At 33.4% G+C, this 18,662-nt stretch carries 21 protein-coding genes, 2 tRNA genes and 1 pseudogene; 8 read left to right on the top strand and 16 right to left on the bottom strand.

Going from position 1 to position 18,662, the window contains the following annotated elements:
• Positions 1-19 precede the first annotated feature (19 nt).
• From BFU36_RS05080 to BFU36_RS05025, 12 genes are all read right to left on the bottom strand, one after another.
• A complete protein-coding gene (locus BFU36_RS05080) occupies positions 20-277 on the bottom strand; it encodes a hypothetical protein (protein ID WP_069282552.1) in 258 nt (85 codons plus the stop codon).
• Positions 270-974 carry a uroporphyrinogen-III synthase gene (locus BFU36_RS05075; RefSeq protein WP_069282551.1) on the bottom strand — a complete coding sequence of 235 codons (705 nt, stop codon included), beginning with the start codon at positions 972-974 and terminating at the stop codon, positions 270-272. The genes BFU36_RS05080 and BFU36_RS05075 overlap by 8 nt, the downstream gene beginning before the upstream one ends.
• Entirely contained in the window at positions 955-1,839 is an 885-nt protein-coding gene (gene hemC / locus BFU36_RS05070; RefSeq protein ID WP_083216351.1) for a hydroxymethylbilane synthase, read from the bottom strand. The genes BFU36_RS05075 and hemC overlap by 20 nt, the downstream gene beginning before the upstream one ends.
• Positions 1,836-3,119, bottom strand: a complete 1,284-nt coding sequence (gene hemL / locus BFU36_RS05065) for a glutamate-1-semialdehyde 2,1-aminomutase (RefSeq protein ID WP_069282550.1) — start codon at positions 3,117-3,119, stop codon at positions 1,836-1,838. Before hemL ends, hemC begins: the two co-directional genes overlap by 4 nt.
• The gene (gene hemB / locus BFU36_RS05060) at positions 3,092-4,102 is read right to left on the bottom strand and encodes a porphobilinogen synthase (RefSeq protein WP_069282549.1); all 1,011 of its coding nucleotides are present in this window, start codon (positions 4,100-4,102) and stop codon (positions 3,092-3,094) included. The genes hemL and hemB overlap by 28 nt, the downstream gene beginning before the upstream one ends.
• The gene (locus BFU36_RS05055) at positions 4,020-5,318 is read right to left on the bottom strand and encodes a glutamyl-tRNA reductase (RefSeq protein ID WP_069282548.1); all 1,299 of its coding nucleotides are present in this window, start codon (positions 5,316-5,318) and stop codon (positions 4,020-4,022) included. The genes hemB and BFU36_RS05055 overlap by 83 nt, the downstream gene beginning before the upstream one ends.
• Positions 5,302-5,955, bottom strand: coding sequence for a bifunctional precorrin-2 dehydrogenase/sirohydrochlorin ferrochelatase (locus tag BFU36_RS05050; RefSeq protein WP_069284603.1), 654 nt, complete (start codon positions 5,953-5,955; stop codon positions 5,302-5,304). Before BFU36_RS05050 ends, BFU36_RS05055 begins: the two co-directional genes overlap by 17 nt.
• A 48-nt stretch (positions 5,956-6,003) precedes the next feature.
• Positions 6,004-7,059: a flap endonuclease-1 gene (fen, locus tag BFU36_RS05045; protein ID WP_083216350.1), complete on the bottom strand. Its 1,056-nt coding sequence runs from the start codon at positions 7,057-7,059 to the stop codon at positions 6,004-6,006.
• Complete coding sequence (locus BFU36_RS05040) at positions 7,050-7,283, bottom strand: hypothetical protein (RefSeq protein WP_069284602.1); 234 nt, start codon at positions 7,281-7,283, stop codon at positions 7,050-7,052. The genes fen and BFU36_RS05040 overlap by 10 nt, the downstream gene beginning before the upstream one ends.
• Positions 7,284-7,287: 4 nt before the next feature.
• A complete protein-coding gene (locus tag BFU36_RS05035; protein ID WP_069282547.1) occupies positions 7,288-9,594 on the bottom strand; it encodes a CDC48 family AAA ATPase in 2,307 nt (768 codons plus the stop codon).
• A 64-nt stretch (positions 9,595-9,658) separates the two neighbouring features.
• Positions 9,659-9,934: an elongation factor 1-beta gene (locus tag BFU36_RS05030; protein WP_069282546.1), complete on the bottom strand. Its 276-nt coding sequence runs from the start codon at positions 9,932-9,934 to the stop codon at positions 9,659-9,661.
• A gap of 13 nt (positions 9,935-9,947) precedes the next feature.
• Positions 9,948-10,145: a zinc finger domain-containing protein gene (locus BFU36_RS05025; RefSeq protein ID WP_069284600.1), complete on the bottom strand. Its 198-nt coding sequence runs from the start codon at positions 10,143-10,145 to the stop codon at positions 9,948-9,950.
• 68 nt (positions 10,146-10,213) lie between these two features.
• On the opposite strand from BFU36_RS05025, the gene pth2 reads away from it, so the two are divergent.
• Both pth2 and truD read left to right on the top strand, forming a co-directional pair.
• On the top strand, positions 10,214-10,576 hold the full coding sequence (gene pth2, locus BFU36_RS05020; RefSeq protein ID WP_069282545.1) for a peptidyl-tRNA hydrolase Pth2: 363 nt from the start codon (positions 10,214-10,216) through the stop codon (positions 10,574-10,576).
• The gene (gene truD / locus BFU36_RS05015; protein ID WP_069282544.1) at positions 10,573-11,724 is read left to right on the top strand and encodes a tRNA pseudouridine(13) synthase TruD; all 1,152 of its coding nucleotides are present in this window, start codon (positions 10,573-10,575) and stop codon (positions 11,722-11,724) included. Before pth2 ends, truD begins: the two co-directional genes overlap by 4 nt.
• A gap of 18 nt (positions 11,725-11,742) precedes the next feature.
• Here the strand turns inward: truD and aspS are convergent, their stop codons facing one another.
• Both aspS and BFU36_RS05005 read right to left on the bottom strand, forming a co-directional pair.
• On the bottom strand, positions 11,743-13,032 hold the full coding sequence (aspS, locus tag BFU36_RS05010) for an aspartate--tRNA(Asn) ligase (protein WP_069284599.1): 1,290 nt from the start codon (positions 13,030-13,032) through the stop codon (positions 11,743-11,745).
• 2 nt (positions 13,033-13,034) lie between these two features.
• Complete coding sequence (locus BFU36_RS05005) at positions 13,035-13,547, bottom strand: transcription elongation factor NusA (RefSeq protein WP_083216349.1); 513 nt, start codon at positions 13,545-13,547, stop codon at positions 13,035-13,037.
• Positions 13,548-13,609: 62 nt separating this feature from the next.
• Here BFU36_RS05005 and BFU36_RS05000 point away from each other — a divergent pair, with 62 nt between their 5' ends.
• Positions 13,610-13,780 (top strand): 50S ribosomal protein L40e, encoded by a 171-nt coding sequence (locus BFU36_RS05000; RefSeq protein WP_069282543.1) that lies wholly within the window; start codon positions 13,610-13,612, stop codon positions 13,778-13,780.
• A 13-nt stretch (positions 13,781-13,793) separates the two neighbouring features.
• On the opposite strand, the gene BFU36_RS04995 is transcribed toward BFU36_RS05000, so the two are convergent.
• Positions 13,794-14,354, bottom strand: a complete 561-nt coding sequence (locus BFU36_RS04995) for a nucleotidyltransferase (protein WP_069282542.1) — start codon at positions 14,352-14,354, stop codon at positions 13,794-13,796.
• 56 nt (positions 14,355-14,410) lie between these two features.
• Between BFU36_RS04995 and BFU36_RS13795 the strand changes: the two genes are divergently transcribed.
• The 5 genes and pseudogenes from BFU36_RS13795 to BFU36_RS13540 form a co-directional block, all read left to right on the top strand.
• Positions 14,411-14,526 (top strand) — tRNA-Cys (locus BFU36_RS13795).
• A gap of 39 nt (positions 14,527-14,565) precedes the next feature.
• Positions 14,566-16,191: a thiamine pyrophosphate-binding protein gene (locus BFU36_RS04990; RefSeq protein ID WP_069282541.1), complete on the top strand. Its 1,626-nt coding sequence runs from the start codon at positions 14,566-14,568 to the stop codon at positions 16,189-16,191.
• 96 nt (positions 16,192-16,287) lie between these two features.
• Positions 16,288-16,842, top strand: a complete 555-nt coding sequence (locus BFU36_RS04985; protein ID WP_069282540.1) for a hypothetical protein — start codon at positions 16,288-16,290, stop codon at positions 16,840-16,842.
• Positions 16,839-17,420 (top strand): hypothetical protein, encoded by a 582-nt coding sequence (locus BFU36_RS04980; protein WP_069282539.1) that lies wholly within the window; start codon positions 16,839-16,841, stop codon positions 17,418-17,420. The genes BFU36_RS04985 and BFU36_RS04980 overlap by 4 nt, the downstream gene beginning before the upstream one ends.
• A pseudogene (locus BFU36_RS13540) lies at positions 17,393-18,517 on the top strand (ATP-binding cassette domain-containing protein); the annotation flags it as partial. The gene BFU36_RS04980 and the pseudogene BFU36_RS13540, both read left to right, overlap by 28 nt.
• A gap of 9 nt (positions 18,518-18,526) precedes the next feature.
• On the opposite strand, the gene BFU36_RS04970 reads toward BFU36_RS13540, so the two are convergent.
• Positions 18,527-18,620: transfer RNA gene (locus BFU36_RS04970), tRNA-Lys, on the bottom strand.
• Positions 18,621-18,662 lie beyond the last annotated feature (42 nt).

The following is an 18,662-nucleotide window of genomic DNA, read 5'->3' as shown; positions in this document are numbered from 1 at the left end:
TATCTTCAATAGTAAGCACCTATTTTTTATAAATCTTCTTCTCTAAATCACTCCTCAAATTTTTAGGACTTATCATATTTATATGTTTTCTCTTTAGATTACCCTTTTTATCGAAGCTTATAGCAAATTCAAAGAGCCCTATTTTATTTTGGAATTCACCGAATACATCAAATCTATCTTTAAAACTTTGATAATACTTAATTTGAAGTGTATCTTCGATTATATCTGGATCAATACTACGAAGAACCTTAAGTGTTAAGCTCCTAACGTCATCCATTGTTACCCATCACCTTAACAATAGTTTCTAAAATACCAGATATAGAATGCGTTTTACTCTCTATTATTTTTGCCTCGCCTACAATCTCTATCAAAACTCGTGAAGTAACCGGTCCAATACTAAATATTTTTGTCATACATTCTTTATTTATATATTTAGCAATAACTCTTGCGATAGATGAACTAGTTATAGCAATCCCATCTACTTCACAATTACTAATCAACTTCCCAGCCAATTCTATATTATTATATATTGTAGATAAATCGTAATCATAAACTTCTATATACCTAATCTTATTCTCTAGAGTCTTTCTCATATCGTTATTAGCTAATTTACTCCTTACAGCTATAAGAGTCCTAACTCCATCCCTAAGTATTTTTTCAGCCAATTCCATACTGGTAAATTTTTTAGGAACTATTGGACATATACCAAATCTCTCTTTAATAGAAATAGCCGTCTCATCTCCTATAGCGTAAACTTTTAGATCTTTAATTAGGTTGACATCTTTAAAACATCGTACAGCATTCCTACTTGTAAACGCTAAGGCATCGAACATTTCAACGTCTTCTGGTAAGTTATATTGTATACATTCTACTTTAAACAATGGAATATTAATTATTTCTATACCATTTATTGTAGTATTAAAATTATAAGTATCTTCTCCATCACTTTCGGGCCTAAAAAACAATACCTTCATTCTTCATCTCTCTCCTCAAGGCGTTACCTAATTCTTTCCCAACTAATTTTGGATCGTTCGATTTACTTATACTTACGGTGATTTTCCTTTTTCCATCACTATAACTGGCTATGCCAAATAGCTCTTTCCCATATTTTCTGAAAAGTACACCAACTGGTGAATGGCACCCTCCTCCTACGATATTAATAGCTTCTCTCTCAGCTAAGGCCTCGTCTAAAGTATCGTAGTCAGAGATCTCATCAAACATTTTCTTTAGCTCAATATCTTTTTTCCTACCTATTATAGCGACTATCCCTTGGTTAGGTTCTGGTGTAAAATCAAATACGTTAAGTCTATGGTATGTTACATCTATTTTTAAACGTAATAAGGAAGCTTCAGCCAAGATTATGCCATTATATTCTCCCATAAGGTATTTTTTAATCCTAGTATCTACATTACCCCTAAGATCTTTAACAATAATATCGCCCCTCAAGAAAGTAATGAAATTCTTTCGTCTCAAACTACTAGTGCCTATTATTGCACCGCTTTGCAGCTCTCTTATGCCCTTCTTTGAAATAAGAACATCATATGGAGAGTCTCTCTTTAATACACCAAATATTTCAAGATCCGGATGCAGCTCTGAAGGCAAATCTTTCATACTGTGAACCGCAACATTAGCCTCTCCTTTAACAACCGCTTCATTTACTTCTCTTTCAAAAACACCTTTACCTAATTTATATAATGGCTCATTCATGAACAGATCCGCTTTGGTTTTCACCTTGATTATATCATACTCAATACCTAACTTATTTAAAGCTTGACCTACCATATCAACTTGAATTAAACTAAGTCTAGATCCTCTAGTAGCTATTTTTATTTTTTTCAAATTAACTCACTTATAATTTTTTTCAATTTATATATAGTTTGATTTATAATATCATCATCATGTGATGCAGACGTAAATATTGTCTCAAATTGACTAGGTGGTATAAATACTCCCTCCTTCAGTAGGAGATTATGGAGTTTTATATAAGTTTCCTTATTAGCCATTCTCGCCTCAGAATAATTCCTCACATTTTCAACGCCTATGAAGATTTGAAACATACTTGCGATATAATTTATCTTATGTTTAACTTTTATCATAGTCTCTAATTCCTCTACAATAGCTTTAACTGCCTTATTGGCTATATTATAAGGATACCCTTTCTCTAACTCCTCTATAGTTGCGATACCTGCAACCATAGAAAGAGGATTAGCGTTAAATGTACCAGCATTAAAGACCTTTCCAGCTGGAGTGAAGTTATCTATTATATCCTCTCTCCCTGCGATACAACCAATTGGAAGCCCACCACCAATTATCTTACCTAGAGTAGTAATATCTGGATAAACTTGAAATAATTTTTGAGCACCCCCTATATCTACTCTGAACCCAGTTATTACCTCGTCAAAAATAAGAAGAGAGCCATAGGCTTTAGTTAACTCTCTTATCCCTTTAAGGAATTCAATGTCTGGCAATATTACACCAGCATTTCCCATGATAGGTTCTAATATTACAGCTGCAATATCTTCTTTCCTTATTTTCTTATCTACACATTCTATGTCATTATACTCACATATTTCAACCATTTCCGCAATATTTTTTGGAATACCGTCGGATAAAATAATATTATACTCGCTTGCTGCACTTCCAGCCTCAACTAATACATAGTCATGTGCTCCATGATAGTTTCCGCTAAATTTTAGAATTTTATCTCTCTTTGTGTAACCTCTAGCTAATCTAATTGCGGCCATCGTGGCTTCTGTTCCACTATTGACAAATCTTACTTTTTGTGCTGAAGCTATATGTTTTATTATTTTTTTAGCCAATTCAATCTCTGCTTTAGAAGGGGTACCAAATAACCAACCTTTTTCTACTTGCTCTATTATTTTTTGTTTAATTGTATCTGGAGAATGACCTAAAATTAGTGGACCATAACCTAATACATAGTCAATTAATTTATTTCCATCCACAGTGTAAAGAAATGCACCTTTGCCTCTATCTACAAAGAAAGGATAAGGTTTTACTGAAGCTCTAACTGGGCTATTAACTCCTCCAGCAAAAAGATGATTTGCCTCATCCCATAATTCCTCACTAGTCGTCAAAATGGTACACCTTCCTTTATCCAATTAGCTATATCATTCGCGTAATAGGTGATTATGAAATCAGCACCGGCTCTCTTAATAGCTGTAGTTATTTCAAGAACTACCATCTTCTCATCGATCCAACCGTTAATTGCTGCAGCTTTTATCATACTATATTCTCCGCTTACATGATAGGCGGCAAGGGGATATTCAGGGAAAGTAGATTTTACTATTCTGATGACATCTAAATAGGTATGGGCTGGTTTTACCATCAGAATATCAGCTCCCTCTTCAATATCTAGTCTAGCTTCCTTAAGACCCTCATATGCATTTCTTGGATCCATTTGATATCCTCTCCTATCTCCAAATGCTGGTTTAGAGTAAGCTGCGTCCCTAAAGGGACTATATAATACTGAAGCATACTTTACGCTATACGACATGATTAGAGTATCATAAAAACCAGCTTCATCTAGAGCCCTTCTTATTGCCCCAACTACACCATCCATCATACTTGAAGGGGCTATTATATCTGCTCCAGCTTCCGCTTGACTTATTGCTATCTTAGCGTGAACCTTTAAACTTTCATCATTGTCAATAATATAAGACGAATTACATTGCTTTACTATACCACAATGTCCATGCGTAGTATACTCGTCTGTGCATTCATCTGTTATTAAAATTAAATTATCTTTGAACGTCTCCTTGATCATCCTTAATGCCATCTGTATTATGCCATTTTTATCATACGCAGAAGATGCTATATGATCTTTATAAGATGGAATCCCAAATAAGATGATACTTCTAATACCATTTTCATAACTCTGCTCTATAAAATTTATAAGCTTATCATTAAGGGGGTATCTTCTTACTCCTGGCATGGATGAGATTTCTTCAGGTTCATTAATTCCCTCTTTAACAAAAATAGGTAATATTAGATCAGTGTTACTAAGCTGAGTTTCCGCTACTAGATCCCTTATTAACTTGTTTTTCCTCAATCTTCTTGGTCTTATTACCGGAAAAGTTGCCATCTTTAAATATATCAATTAAGAAGTTAATGTAGTTAATCGATTCTTCATCATTAAAAATTATCATTCTCACGTTATCAAATAGAGGTTGAAAAACCTTCTTTAACATTGAATTCGTCATTAAATTCAAAATTTCCAACACTTCGTCGTTATTAATACCAATATTCTGAAGTTCTTTATAAGCTCTACTGACCTCTGTTCTTCTAATTTCTTCCACTCTTCTCATTATTTTTGAGATAAATTCACTATATATCTCTTTCTTGTAATCATATATAAACTGATTCACCTTCTCATCAATAATCTCATTAATCTTATTTATTTCTTCTTCCCTTATTTTCAAATTTTCATGAGAGGCTTTTTCAAGATCTTCTATAGTTATAACGTTATTTCCATAAAATATAGGAGGCACTGAAATATCTACAATTAGTGTGTTAGAATAGTTCTGCATTATTTTGTTACCAAAGTTATTTTCAATTGCAACAAACACAACATCAAAATTAAATACCTTATCCAAGTCAAAATTATCATATTTATAACCGTATTTAGACGCAAGAATTTTAGCTTTTTCTAACGTTCTATTTAATATTGTAACATCGGTTACTCTCTCATTATATAATATTCTAACTATCTTGTTACCCATCTCACCAGCTCCTATCACACCAACCTTCTTATCATTTAAATTTCCAATTCGCTTTTTCGCTTCTTCTACAGCTAGAGAATATATCCCTACCTTACCCCTTGAAATTTTTGTTTTCTCCCTAACTTCTCGACCAACCTTAATAGCCCTTTCAAAAAGTATTCTTAAATATTTACCACTAATTCCTAACTTCTCAAACATTTCTATAGTTGACTTCAACTGAGAGAGAATTTCGTATTCTCCAATTGAAATTGAATCAATCCCACTTGCCACTTGAAATAGATGCTTAATAACTTCTCTACCACATAACACTAATCCTTCGTTTCCAATTGGTTTATTATGAATCTTATTTAAGTATTCAACTAAATTATTCACTAAATCTTTAGCTTTCTCGCCATATAGATAAATTTCTACTCTATTACAAGTTTGCAATATTGTTAACTCTGAACTTATCATTTTCGATAAAGTCTTTATCTCGGACTCTCTGAAATAATAGAAATGAAGGTTGCTCATACCGACGGTCTTATATGAGAAAATAATACCACAGTATTTTTCTGTAAAATCACTATTGTTTGTAAGCATTTATTATCTCCTCAGCTCTTTTTAAAGCATACTCTAAATTACCTTTAGATGCATAAGATCTAAAAATACTATCGTTATAAATAACATGATATAAGGAAAATCTGACTGATGAGTCTTTTATGTTATCTTTTAACATTAACTTAACATTATACATAGCGTCTAGTAAATTCTTTATTTCCATATTTTCTCTCAATTGTTTTGTAATTTGTGATAAGATCTCTTTCGCTAAAATACTAGATTTACCCCTTGTCGTGATGGCTATTTCATAATTCTCGTCAGAATAAAATATAGGAACTATAAAATTAGAGTCTTCCACATTTGTAGGGTTATTACAGAGTTTCCCTAAGCTCTTAGCTAAGTCACAAAGTTCTTTATTTAAATTAAAATCGCTTGTACACGTTATAATTATATCATATTTTTGTAAGTCATTAGAGTTTACATTCCTTGCGTCGCTATTGATTAAATTTATACCAGAGTTATACAATTCATCGGAAAAGGATAAACTTAAAACGTCAACTTTTGCACCATATTTTCTAAACTCTAACGCTCTTTTACTGCCAATTTTACCGCCACCCACTACTAGAACTCTAAAGTTTGAAAGATCAACAAAAATAGGAAAATAGTGCTTCAGTTGCACAAGTTTAAAGACTAGATTTAATAGCTTTAAGCTTATCTTCAAATATTCTTAAAACCACTGATCTAAGCCTTTTTGCCTTGATAACCCTTTCAGCTCCTTTATTGCTTTAGTTAATCTTTGAATACCATTTTTTACTCTATCCTCACTAAAGTTATGATCTTTCACGAGAATTTTTATAATCTTTTCTTCATCGGGTTCGGCTAGTTCTAACTCTCTATCTGGCTTAATTACTTGAGGATTCATAAAAAGTTTTCTAATCTCGTTTATATCGAAAGTTATAAGCGATTTTGGAATTTCCCCATACTCTATTGCTTTTTCTATCTTCCCATATTTCTTGATTATCTTATAAGCTTTCTCTGGCCCAATTCCTTTTATACCATCTGGATTATAATCCGTTCCAATTAAAATAGCTACATCTATCAACTGCTCCCTAGTTATTCCCAATTTCTTAAGTAAATTTTCAGTCTCTATTATTTCTGGTTCTATTTCAACATAAACGTCCTTATTCGGTAACTTTCTTTTACCGCTGATAGTTAGATTCCTAATCAGCCTATTAGCTCCGAAAAGTATCGAATCGTAATCTTGACTTACTGAGGCCCAAGTAAAGCCAGATGAATTTAGGTAAGCGGCTTCAGCTTCTCCTTCGGATGGAGCTTGAATTGTAGGTATTCCCATAGCTTGTAACAATAGCTTACTTTCCTCAACCATTTCATTAGAAAGCTTAATAATGGCTTGTGAATACTTTCTAATTTCCTCAATCCTTCCCTCTGTTCTTGCCCTCTCTAATTTCTTCTCAGCCTCCTCCTTCAGTTTTCTTCTCCTCTCTATTTCTTCTCTCTTTTGTTCAGGTGGCTTACCATCAAATACATAGATTGGAATTATACCTTCTTCTAGAATATTAATCGTCCTATAAAATAGACCACTTAAATGGCTCGTTACTCTTCCCAAAGAATCCATAAGAGGCGTGCCATCAGGCTGTCTTATCGCTGCTAAAAACTGATATAACGCATTATACCCATCTATACTTACCTTTTTACCTTTTACCTCATACAACACTAGCTTCCTCTTTACATCTTTGACTAGATCGGCTAAATCTACTCCGATTCCTTATCACCTAGGTATGTTATCATTCTTGTATTTTCCTTAATTAAGGAAACAGATATATAACCCTTCATCTCAAGAGACATTAGTACTTTTAAAAATTCATCAAAAGATATATCATAATTTATTGAATTTTTTACCTCCTTATATAAATCCTCATCCTTGACAGTGTTATGTTTCTTCAACTTTTCTAAAACTACATGATTTAAAGGAATACTTCTCCACATTTTTTCACACATATGTACTTGGTCTTATTACAGTCTTAGGTAATTGTTGCCTTGCTTTATCTAGCCAATTCTGATAGAATTGAATCATATCTTGAGTTATCGATGGTTTAATTTTCCTCATTGCTTCATCAAAATGTTTTAGAGATACTTTAACTCCGTTACTCTTCATACACTCTCTCATAGCTTTATCCCTACATTCCGCATCATTAGATTTACAAACTTCATTAGTCTTATCTATACATAACCTCATGCTTTCTCTAATCGCCCTCATGGCTGCTTCTCTGACTAAAGCAGCTAGATCAGCACCAGTGTAACCGTCTGTTCTTTCTGCAATTTCCTCGAGGCTAACATCTTCACCTATAACTATATTTCTAGTATGAACTTTTAGTATTTCTATTCTGGCTTTCTTATCAGGGGGTGGAACATATATTAACTTTTCAAACCTTCCAGGTCTCAATAATGCGGGATCTAAGATGTCTGGTCTATTCGTCGCAGCGATTACTACTACATTTTCTAACTTTTCAATACCATCCATTTCAGCTAATAACTGATTCACTATTCTTTCTGTTACTCCTGAATCATAAGAAACTCCTCTTATAGGAGCTATAGCGTCTATCTCATCGAAGAATATTACAGCCGGAGCATACATTCTAGCCTTTCTGAAGATCTCTCTTACTGCCTTTTCACTCTCACCTACCCATTTAGATAGTATTTCTGGTCCTCTAACTGCTATGAAGTTAGCCCCACTTTCTGTGGCAACTGCCTTAGCTAACATAGTCTTACCAGTCCCCGGAGGTCCAAATAGTAAAATACCCTTAGGAGGTTCAATCCCAGAGTTCTGATAAACCTCAGAATACTTTAATGGATACTCTACAACTTCTTTAAGTTCCTCCTTTATATCATCAAGCCCACCAATGTCTGTCCATTTAACTTCCGGTACCTCTATATATATTTCCCTTAATCCACTAGGAACTATCTCTTTAAATGCCTCTATGAAATCTTCCATTTTCACTTCCATCGATTCTAAAATCTCTGGCGGAATTTTATCTTGATTTAGATCTATTCTAGGCAAATACCTTCTTAAAGCATTCATAGCTGCTTCTCTAACTAGAGCTGATAGATCAGCTCCAGTATAACCATGGGTCATATCAGCTAACTTCTCTAGATCTGCACTTTTAGATAATGGCATATTCCTAGTATGTATCTGCAAAATCTCTAGCCTTCCTTGCTTATCTGGCAATGGTATTTCTATCTCCCTATCAAACCTTCCAGGTCTTCTTAAAGCTGGGTCAACAGCACTAGGTCTGTTAGTTGCAGCTATAACTATCACATTCCCTCTACTCTCTAACCCATCCATCAAAGTTAATAATTGCGCAACTACTCTTCTCTCTACCTCTCCAATTACCTCATCTCTTTTTGGCGCTATAGCATCAATCTCGTCGATGAAAATTATAGCTGGAGCATGTTTCTTGGCATCTTCGAATATCTCTCTTAGTCTCTGTTCACTTTCTCCATAGAATTTGCTCATTATCTCTGGTCCATTTATGGACGTGAAATAAGCATCAGTTTCATTCGCTATTGCTTTAGCTAATAACGTTTTTCCCACACCAGGTGGACCATAAAGCAGTATCCCTTTAGGTGGCTCAATACCTAGTCTCTTGAATAGCTCTGGATGTCTTAATGGTAATTCTACTAATTCTCTAACTTTTTCTATAATGTTTTTCATGCCTCCTATATCCTCATAGGTGACCCTTGGGTATCTTGAAGGTTCTATAGGCTTGTCAGATATGTTTATTATGGTTTCATCATTAACTATTACTATACCTGCTGGTTTTACTTGAACAACCGTAAATGGAATAGCTTGACCTAAAACTGGTATCAATACTGTGTCGCCTTCAACTAATGGAAACTCCTTCAATCTCTTCTTCACATAACTTATGAAGCCAGGGTCAACAGTAATTGAGAAATTAGAAGGGGCTAATTTAACCATGTTAGCTGCTTTAACTATGGCTTTCCTTACGACAACTTTATCTCCTATGGAAACGCCTGCATTTTTTCTAGTTATACCATCCATTCTTATGATGTCTTTCTCACCCGCTGCGTCCTCTGGTGATAATGGCCACGCTATAGCTGCAGTCTTTCTTGTTCCCTCTATTTCCACAACATCGCCTGGACTAACATCTATCTGAGAAAGTAAATCAATATCAATCCTAACCTTACCTCTTCCAACGTCTTTTTGTCTAGCCTCCATTACTTTGAGTATAAGCTCTTTTCTCTGTGGCTTCTGTTCCTCACCAGAACTAGTGCTCAACTTTTATCTCCATAATATTTTAACATAAAAAGGATATATAAGAGCTAACGTACCAAAGAGTTTATTAGAATCCTAAACGCGTGATACCTACAACTTCGGCATGACTTACTCCTTGAATATTATTTACTAATTCTTCTAAATAGTCAGTTCCGCCTTCAGTCTGCTCCGGCATTTGAACATATAATACTAATGCATTAAGTCCAAAAGCTATTGGTTCAGTTTCTTTCCTAATTATCTTATACTCTTTAGGTAACTTACCTCCTATACTTTCATATAGATTATCTAAGTTAATTTCATCACTGTCTGGGAACACTTTTAACACAACTAAAACATCTGCCATGGTTTATTCACCATTAAGGGCCGGTAAAGCCACAGTTAGGACATGTGTATTCCACACCTTGCTTCCTACACATGAAATCTCTCCATATCAACACTTTTCCGCAATTAGGACAGTAAAATTCTACGCCCTTTTCCCTAGGATGTATTATCTTTCCACAGCTTGAACATACTGGAGGTTCTACTTCTTCCCTTATACTAAGCTTAACTGACATGTTTAACCTTACCCCATTATTAACCTTCAACAAAAATTTAAAAGTGTTTGGTATTGACGCCATATTGAATGGCTAAAATGGTTATCGTAGTTAGAAATGATATCAAAATGGGAAAGGGAAAAATTGCTGCTCAAGTTGCACATGCAGCAGTAACTTTGGTACTTAATATACTAAATTCAAATAATGAGAGATGGAAGGATTGGTTAAATTCGTGGTTAGACCAAGGGCAGCCTAAAATAGTTGTCAAAGTTGAAAGTTTAAATGATCTGATGGAAAAATTCAAAAAAGCTAAGGAATATATGTTACCTGCCACCGTAATTCAAGACGCCGGTAAAACACAGTTAGAACCCGGCACAATAACTTGTTTAGGAATAGGTCCAGCCCCTGATGATATTATAGATTTGATCACTGGTGACCTAAAATTACTATAATTCCCCATGAAATAGATATAGCAATTGGAATGGAAAGATATTATTATGATAATTGGACTGAACTTGATGGTAACATTACTAGGCCTGATGGTTTCTCCGTAACGGAAGAGATAGATTATAAACCTGCTACGGAATGGAAGGGAGAAAATACTGGTAAATATGCCGTATATTTACTTAATAAAAAATCAGTTGATCATTTCTTGGTGATAAATGAGCTCCAAAAAATTCTGAAAAATAAAATTAAGTATCTGGGGATTAAAGACGCAAATGCGATAACAAGTCAACTAATTTATATCGAAATTTACAATAAAAAAGTTAATATAGAACTCATCAGAGAATATAATACTGGGAATTTTTCAATAAAATTCTTAGGATTCGCATCTCAAAAACTTAATCATACAGGAAATATATTTAAAATAACCATAAATACAAATAATATAAACGAAATAAAAGAGAGAATTCAAGAAATTTCTAAAGACCCATTTCTTCCAGCTTTTATAGGTTACCAAAGATTCGGATCTAGAAGGCCTATATCTCATGTAGTTGGAAAGTTTCTTTTAAAAAGGGATTGGAAAAACGCTTTCTATTCGATTGTATCTTATCCTTTTCTCTCGGAGTCAGAAGAAATGAGGCAATTTAGAAGATTAATTTTAGAAGATAGATTTGACGAAGCATTGAATAGGTTATCAGTAAAATTTAAACAAGAGCAAAAATTAATAAAGAGTTATATTAGATTTAGAAATTATTACTTAGCATTAAAAAATAGCCTCATACCGATATCATTATATCTTGACGCATATCAGAGCTATCTCTTTAACATTTATCTTTCGAGAAAATTGGATGAACTTAAAAAATATAATGATAAGGAAAAATTATATATAAGATTACCAATATATTATAATGATTGTGACGAAATATGCAAGGAAATTTATTTAACTGAGGGGATAGAAAAAGATTTTTTTAAATTAAAAGAATTCAAAATTTCGTTAAAAGATCTTGTTAGAAAAGCATTCATGAAGATAAGAAATATTAAGATTGAAAAAGTGTCTGATAATTCAATAACAATTTCTTTCTCAATAGACAGAGGAATGTATGCCACAGTATTACTAAGAGAAATAATAAGAGGAGACCCAAGAAAATTTACATGACTTTTTAAATTTAAAAAATTATGGCGTTAATCTTTTCTTATCCCTTGGGAATGGCACTACTTCCTTCACTGATTGTAGACCAGTTAGCATTAACATTACTCTTGCTAATCCCATACCGAATCCAGCGTGTGGTGGCATACCGTAGTCGAACCACTTCAAGAAAAATTCAAAGCTAGTTGGATTAAGTCCTCTAACTTTAAGTGAGTTCTCTAACACTTCTCTAATATAATTTCTTGAGCTACCTGACGCGATCTCAAGCCATTTATAAATTAGATCAAAGCTCTCGCTTAGTTGCGGATTATCGCTCTTCTGCTTGGTATAGAATGGCCTACTAAGCCATGGCCAATCAATAATAAAGTATAAGTTCTCCTTAATCTCTTCATTTAATAACCTTAACTCCGGAGTACCTATATCATCTCCGAATTTTATATTTAAGCCTTTATTCTGCAAAATTTCTATAGCCTCAGAATAAGTTATCCTACGCAATGGTAATGCTACGTCTGGTAATGTATGATTCAATACCTTCAACTCCTTTTCGCACTCTCGTTTAACATCGTTTATCATATTATACATAATCTGTTCTATTAATTGCATTACTTGATTGTAATCAGCAAATGCCATCTCGACATCCATACTAATGAACTCTGAAAGATGATAAGGAGTATCTGACTCTTCAGCCCTCCAAGCTGGAGCTATCTCAAATACTCTTTCAATCGCGCCAGCCAATAATTCCTTGTAAAGCTGTGGACTTTGAGCTAAAAACGCATCTTTTCCAAAATACATAACTGGAAATAATTGGGCTCCTCCTTCAGTAGCACTTGCAATTATTTTAGGTGTAAAGACTTCAATAAAACCATTTTTATATAAAGTTTCCCTAAATGATTTCACTGCTACAGATTGAATCTTCAATACAGCTTGCATCTCAGGCCTCCTTAAATCTAATAACCTCTCTCTTAACCTTGTATCTATATCGGCCTTAACTTTTCCGCTAACATCTAAAGGTAACGGTGACTTAGAAACGGAAATAATACTGATCTCTTTCGCATGAACTTCTATTCCATTAGGTGCACGCTCATCCTTTTTAACGCTACCTGTTATTGAGATTGCCGATTCTAATGATAACTGATTGAGAACTTCGTATGCTTTACTACTTTTTTCTACCACAACTTGTACAGTGCCACTTTTATCCCTTAGTATCAGAAACACTTTTCCGCCTAAATTTCTGATATTATGTACCCATCCCGCTAGCTTTACTTCTTTTCCATCTAAATTATCGTTTAATTCCGAAATGAAGTGTGTCCTAAACAATTTCACTCTACCCTTATTCTAACTGGTGTAGAGTGGATTTTAGTTAAAGCTGACTCCAATAATTGTGCCTCGGCCGGCAATAATTTACGCTCAGACTTTGAGACTCTGATTACATACTGAACAGAACCATCAGGCATCCACACAGTGTTTACCCCTAATACTCTCGCTGGAGAAAGTAACTGAATTGCACTATTCTTTATGCTATTAGTTTTCTCTAACACTCTTACCTTTATATTTAGTTTATCTTGTAATATTTTAGCTATTTTAATCCATTTTTGTTGAGTCATCTCTGGACTACTAGTGACTAATAATATTAATAAATTATCAACTTTGTATGCTTTATGATAAACACATTCTCTCAATTCCTTAAACTGCGTCTCTTCAAGTTCCAGCAACATTTTCATTATTTCTATCTCATAGTCTAGCACCTCTCCTTCATCAACTAACCCTTGACATCTGTTGCAAAGAAGTCCACTTCTAACGCAAACCTGATCCAGCGGAATCTTCATCTCCATTCACTCTGTTTACCGCAATACTTATGAATATGAGCTAATATAGTTATAGTCGGGTTAAATAAATGCCGCTTAATGATCCTGCAAAACTCCAGATAGTTCAACAAAGAGTTTTTGTGAAAAAAGTATGCAGAAAATGCGGTGCATTAAACTCTATAAGAGCCACTAAATGTAGAAGGTGTCATAGTACAAATCTAAGACTTAAAAAGAAAGAATTACCAACAAAGAAAGGGTAATATTTTTTGAATTTCAAATTTTTATTCCTATGTAAGATAATCTCTCCTTTATACTTTCACTGTTTTCTTCAAATAATTTTATATGTTCTCTTATATAATTTTTATCTACACTTAATTTCCCTTCCCCTATAAGATATACTATAGTTTTTAATTCATCCTCGTCTTCTTCCCTAAACGCATTAGCTTTAAGAAGAATATAATCTTCCAATCTTACAGTTTTAAACTGATAATTTCCTAATTTTATATCAATTGCGTTTTCTATAATTTCTTTAGGTACAAAAAAATCTTGTATATTCTCATATAAATCTATTTGAAGCTGATCATCATCTACAGGTACGAATAACCTTGGAGTGTCTATAGGTGTTCTACCGTAATCCCAGCCTCTTTGATATGCGAAATCTCGTATAGCATCATCGTCAACCAAAACACTTATACCTAAAACAAATATATCAATATCACTGTCAGTTCCTTTTCTTTTAAGCTGTAAATCTAATATCGTGTCACCTATTATTACAAAATCTGTCAAAGATTGTAATTCATGAAGTATTTCCCCTATTTTAGAAAACTGTATCATGGTATAGCACTCACATAGTTTTAAAATAAGGTTTTATTAAAAATATATTTAGTAACGCCGGGGTGGCCGAGCGGTCTAAGGCGGCACTACCAGCCCATCGGTAGCGCTAGGGGCCGCAGTGGTTTAAAAGTAGAAACCCGTTATTTCGCGGGTTCGAATCCCGCCCCCGGCTTTTAAAAATTTAAAAATAAGATCATCCTAAATTATCGTTATGAGTCAAGTTAAAAGGAAAGAGGAAACTGTTGGCGTAGAGATGAAAGGAGAAGAAGCAATAGCTTATGTGCTTAACGATATAGGAATAAAAAAAGTATTCACAACTTATTCTTTACCAAATACTGTAAAAGAGATGCTACAAAAGTATAATATAAATATAGATATTTCACTTAACACTAGAGATGCATCACTTTTAGCTTATTCATATGCCCAAGAAAATAATACAGCGGGAGTCATTATTCAAATACCAGGCTCAAAACTAACAGAAGCGGTTAACGTAGTGGCACAAGCATACATGGAATCAGTGCCTCTTTTACTAATATCAAGTATTAGATCTCACAAAGATGTGGGGAGAGCCAGAGTAGGCGAATTCAGAACTAATGATGACTTATCTAATATCTTCTCCCCAATAACCAAAGTGAGAGAGAGAGTAATTAGCATCGAAGAAATTACAATTACTATAGAGAAAGCTTACAAGGACGCACTGAGCAATAGACCAAGACCAACATACGTTGAAATTTCAGAAGACCTATTTAAAGCTAAGGCTTATCCATTATCCACTTCCGGCCAGAAACCGGAGAAGAAGTCTCCTGACAAAAATACCGTATCAAAGGTAGTTGAATTACTACTTAATTCAAAAACACCAGTAATAATTGCTGGCTATGGAGTAGTATTAAGTGAGTCTGAAAGTACTTTGATTGAGTTAGCTGAATTATTGGATATACCCGTTATCACCACATTTAAAGCTAAGGGAGTAATTCCAGCTGACCATAAATTATTTGCAGGTGAAGGTTTAGGATCTTTTGGTACAGAAGCATCTAATTATATCTTAGAGAATGCTGATGTGATTTTAGCAATAGGAACCAGATTTACACAACTTTCAACCGCAGGGTGGTCTCTAAAATATAAGGGAATATTAGTGCACAATAATGTTGATGGAGAGGATATAGGTAAGGTGTATATGCCTCATGTGCCTGTTGTTGCCGATACTGGATTGTTTCTTAAAGAACTGTTAACCCAACTAAAGACCAAAATTAAAGATAAGATAAATAGAGGTACAGCAGAAGCCCTAAGTAAAATGAATAAAGGTATTTCTAACATAAGAAAGCACGATAGTCTATGGCCTATAGACATAGTTGATATAGTAGGAAAAACAAGTAATTTTGAAAAATACTTTATAGATCTTAGTGCAACTACCTTTGACTTTGTAAGGTTACCTATCAAATCCAAAAAGAGCTGGTATACTAACGAATCATTACTTGAAAGAGGTATAGCAATAGGTGGAGTTATTGGCTCTGAAAGCAAGGCCTTAGGTGTAACTGATTTGGAAGGATTTATCAATTCAATCTCACTATTACATTATAAGCTAAACAATATTAAAGGGAAAATTATAATAATTAATGATAACGGCAGAAATTATTTAGACACTTCTAAATCTGACGTTCCTACATTATCAAAATCACAAGTTGAAATAAATATTGATATTGATAAACTAATGAAGGAAACTGATGGCATAACAGTAAGTAGTGTTCAAGAATTAGAAAAAGCTCTAGTGAGTGATAAAAAAGTTATTAATGTAAAAATTGATCCAGACTTTGAATCTGTTATTTTACCTAGAATTTAATATAAATCTTTTTTAGGCTTAATCAGTTATTTAGCGATCAAGAAAATTACTAAACAACCATTAACTTTATTTCGTATCATATATATTATTAATAATATGAATGGAAAACATGAAAGTACCATGTCAATAAAGAAAGCTTCTGTTTACGCTGCAATATTTTCAGTAGCGTCTTATGCTGTAGCTGCTGCGATTGCTTTAAGTAGTGGACTATACGCTGTAAATATTTTTGCTGATCCTATATTAAATCTAACAGTCCCACTGCTAATAATTTCAGTGGGAATTCAAATCATTAATAGAACATATGGTCCCCTGCTTATAGGGTTGATTAGCGCGGTACTTTACACAATTAGCTTCTTACCGTTCATAGCAATACCACTATTACTTATAGCAATAATTGTTGAAGTCATAACTAGATTTATGGGATATAGATCATTAAAGTCAGTTATAATTTACACTACAATAGCAGGAGGTCTTGAAGGGATACTAAGTACTCTACTAGCCTTATATATGATTAAAGTCCCTGCACCAGTAGTAACTGCATTATATATTTGGGTGGGAGTCTCAATTGGAATGTTCGCTGAAAGCGCTCTAATGGGATTCATAGCATATCAGATATCGTCTTATTTAATAAAGTCAGGGATAGTTAAATGAAATCAAAATTTCTTTATATTATTTTATTTTCAATTTTCATATATTTATCAAGTATACTGTATAATTTTGTTATACCATTCATATTAACCATAGCTGTATTATATAAAAGGAGATCGGTAATTTTTGTAGAAATAGCAGTAGCGATACTATCCTTCGTAATATTGACGACATTTCACAAAGTTTTTATCTATAGCTACACGTTAAGAGCTTTCACACTAATTAACCTCTTCCTAATTGCAAGTGATCATACTGATAAATCCTCTATCTTGGATCTACTAGGTTCAAAAGGAGTTTTAGTAGTAATAGCTTTATCATATTATCCATTATTTTACGAAATTACACAAAAAATTATGTTCTATTCAAGAATAAGAAAAATAAGTCCCTTTAATATAAAAAGGATATTACTACCGATCATAGTAGAAATTATAAAGATTGCAGAAAATTTGTATTATGCATATACTTTAAAGTTGTTTGGTAAGTATTCTTACAAGAGTAATATAAAGCCAAATAAATATGACGTTATATTTTTAGGCTTAGGTGTAATTTCTCTATGCTTTTCATACATCCTACATATTTAAGTGGAAGAATAGAAATTGATAAGGATGAAATAGTAGGATTAGTTGGAAAAAACGGAAGTGGAAAAACCACACTAATTCTATCTGCATTATGCTTAAGCGACAAACAATCACTGACAATAGTAGATGGGGAAGAATTCTGTAAAATGAGGGATTACTCTAAGTTTTCAGCAGTGTTTCAAGACCCTAACTCGCAAAGATTAGCTAATAATTGTAAAGAGGAGATTGAGCTCATGAAAAGGTTTCATATAGTAAATGAGAATATAGTAAAGAAAATAATGGATAAATACTACGAGAAGGACTTTAACACTTTATCAGACGGTTATAAAAGGCGTTACGTAATATCCACTATATTAGCATCAAACCCTAAGTACATACTATTAGACGAACCTTTTGCAAATTTAGACGAAGAGGGTATAGGAATCGTTAAAGAAATACTACCAAAAAATAGTTTAATTGCAGAGCACAGAATTGAGGAGATCAGAAATATTGTTAATAGGGTATACTTGATTAAAGAAAATAGAGAAGTTAGAGAAATAGATAAGAGTAAACTATTCGATGAAAATTTCCTTAAGAATGAAGGTTTAAGAGGATTTAAACTACCTAAAATAAGCAATAAACTAGGAGATAAGGTTCTATTAGATATAGAAGTCAATGGATATAAAATTAGGGTAAGAGAAAGTGAAATAGTTTGTCTTCTCGGAAAAAATGGTGCAGGGAAAACAACTTTATTAAAGAAATTATCCAGTAAAATATTTGTCATTTTTCAAGATTTGGATTTGCAATTTTTTTACTTCACAGTAAGAGAACTTTTAAATAATAACAAACTAGTTTCTAATATTTTTAAATTAGAACCATTAATGGATAAGAGCCCATTTATTCTTAGCTTTGGACAGAAAATGAAGGTGTTAATAGCCTCTGCTTTTTCATCTAATTACAACGTTATAGGTTTAGATGAGCCTAGTGTTGGAATGGATGGAGAAACACTACTATCATTTTATGAAATGATGGAACTAGTTAAAGAGGATAAGAGAGGGGTAATCATAGCAACACATGATAAAGACATTATCAGTTTATGTGATACAAAAGTCTTTATTAATAATGAAGCGCGGGCCCGCCGGGATTCGAACCCGGGACCTACGGGTATCTCTACCTCGCATTAGGTTAAGAGCCCGTCGCTCTACCTGGCTAAGCTACGGGCCCTTAAGTAAGATGATTAGTATAATTTTTGGTATATAAAGTAAA

The organism is Sulfolobus sp. A20, assembly GCF_001719125.1.
Classification (GTDB): domain Archaea; phylum Thermoproteota; class Thermoprotei_A; order Sulfolobales; family Sulfolobaceae; genus Saccharolobus.
This window is presented reverse-complemented; position numbering and strand designations above follow the sequence as displayed.

What these genes read in the sequence shown, in the direction of transcription:
- BFU36_RS05080 (WP_069282552.1), bottom strand. Translation starts at nt 277, where the DNA reads ATGGATGACGTTAGGAGCTTAACACTTAAGGTTCTTCGTAGTATTGAT.
- BFU36_RS05075 (WP_069282551.1), bottom strand. Translation starts at nt 974, where the DNA reads ATGAAGGTATTGTTTTTTAGGCCCGAAAGTGATGGAGAAGATACTTAT.
- hemB (WP_069282549.1), bottom strand. Translation starts at nt 4,102, where the DNA reads ATGGCAACTTTTCCGGTAATAAGACCAAGAAGATTGAGGAAAAACAAG.
- BFU36_RS05055 (WP_069282548.1), bottom strand. Translation starts at nt 5,318, where the DNA reads ATGCTTACAAACAATAGTGATTTTACAGAAAAATACTGTGGTATTATT.
- BFU36_RS05040 (WP_069284602.1), bottom strand. Translation starts at nt 7,283, where the DNA reads ATGTGGAGAAGTATTCCTTTAAATCATGTAGTTTTAGAAAAGTTGAAG.
- BFU36_RS05030 (WP_069282546.1), bottom strand. Translation starts at nt 9,934, where the DNA reads ATGGCAGATGTTTTAGTTGTGTTAAAAGTGTTCCCAGACAGTGATGAA.
- BFU36_RS05025 (WP_069284600.1), bottom strand. Translation starts at nt 10,145, where the DNA reads ATGTCAGTTAAGCTTAGTATAAGGGAAGAAGTAGAACCTCCAGTATGT.
- pth2 (WP_069282545.1), top strand. Translation starts at nt 10,214, where the DNA reads ATGGCTAAAATGGTTATCGTAGTTAGAAATGATATCAAAATGGGAAAG.
- BFU36_RS05005 (WP_083216349.1), bottom strand. Translation starts at nt 13,547, where the DNA reads ATGGAGATGAAGATTCCGCTGGATCAGGTTTGCGTTAGAAGTGGACTT.
- BFU36_RS05000 (WP_069282543.1), top strand. Translation starts at nt 13,610, where the DNA reads ATGCCGCTTAATGATCCTGCAAAACTCCAGATAGTTCAACAAAGAGTT.
- BFU36_RS04995 (WP_069282542.1), bottom strand. Translation starts at nt 14,354, where the DNA reads ATGATACAGTTTTCTAAAATAGGGGAAATACTTCATGAATTACAATCT.
- BFU36_RS04990 (WP_069282541.1), top strand. Translation starts at nt 14,566, where the DNA reads ATGAGTCAAGTTAAAAGGAAAGAGGAAACTGTTGGCGTAGAGATGAAA.
- BFU36_RS04985 (WP_069282540.1), top strand. Translation starts at nt 16,288, where the DNA reads ATGAATGGAAAACATGAAAGTACCATGTCAATAAAGAAAGCTTCTGTT.
- BFU36_RS04980 (WP_069282539.1), top strand. Translation starts at nt 16,839, where the DNA reads ATGAAATCAAAATTTCTTTATATTATTTTATTTTCAATTTTCATATAT.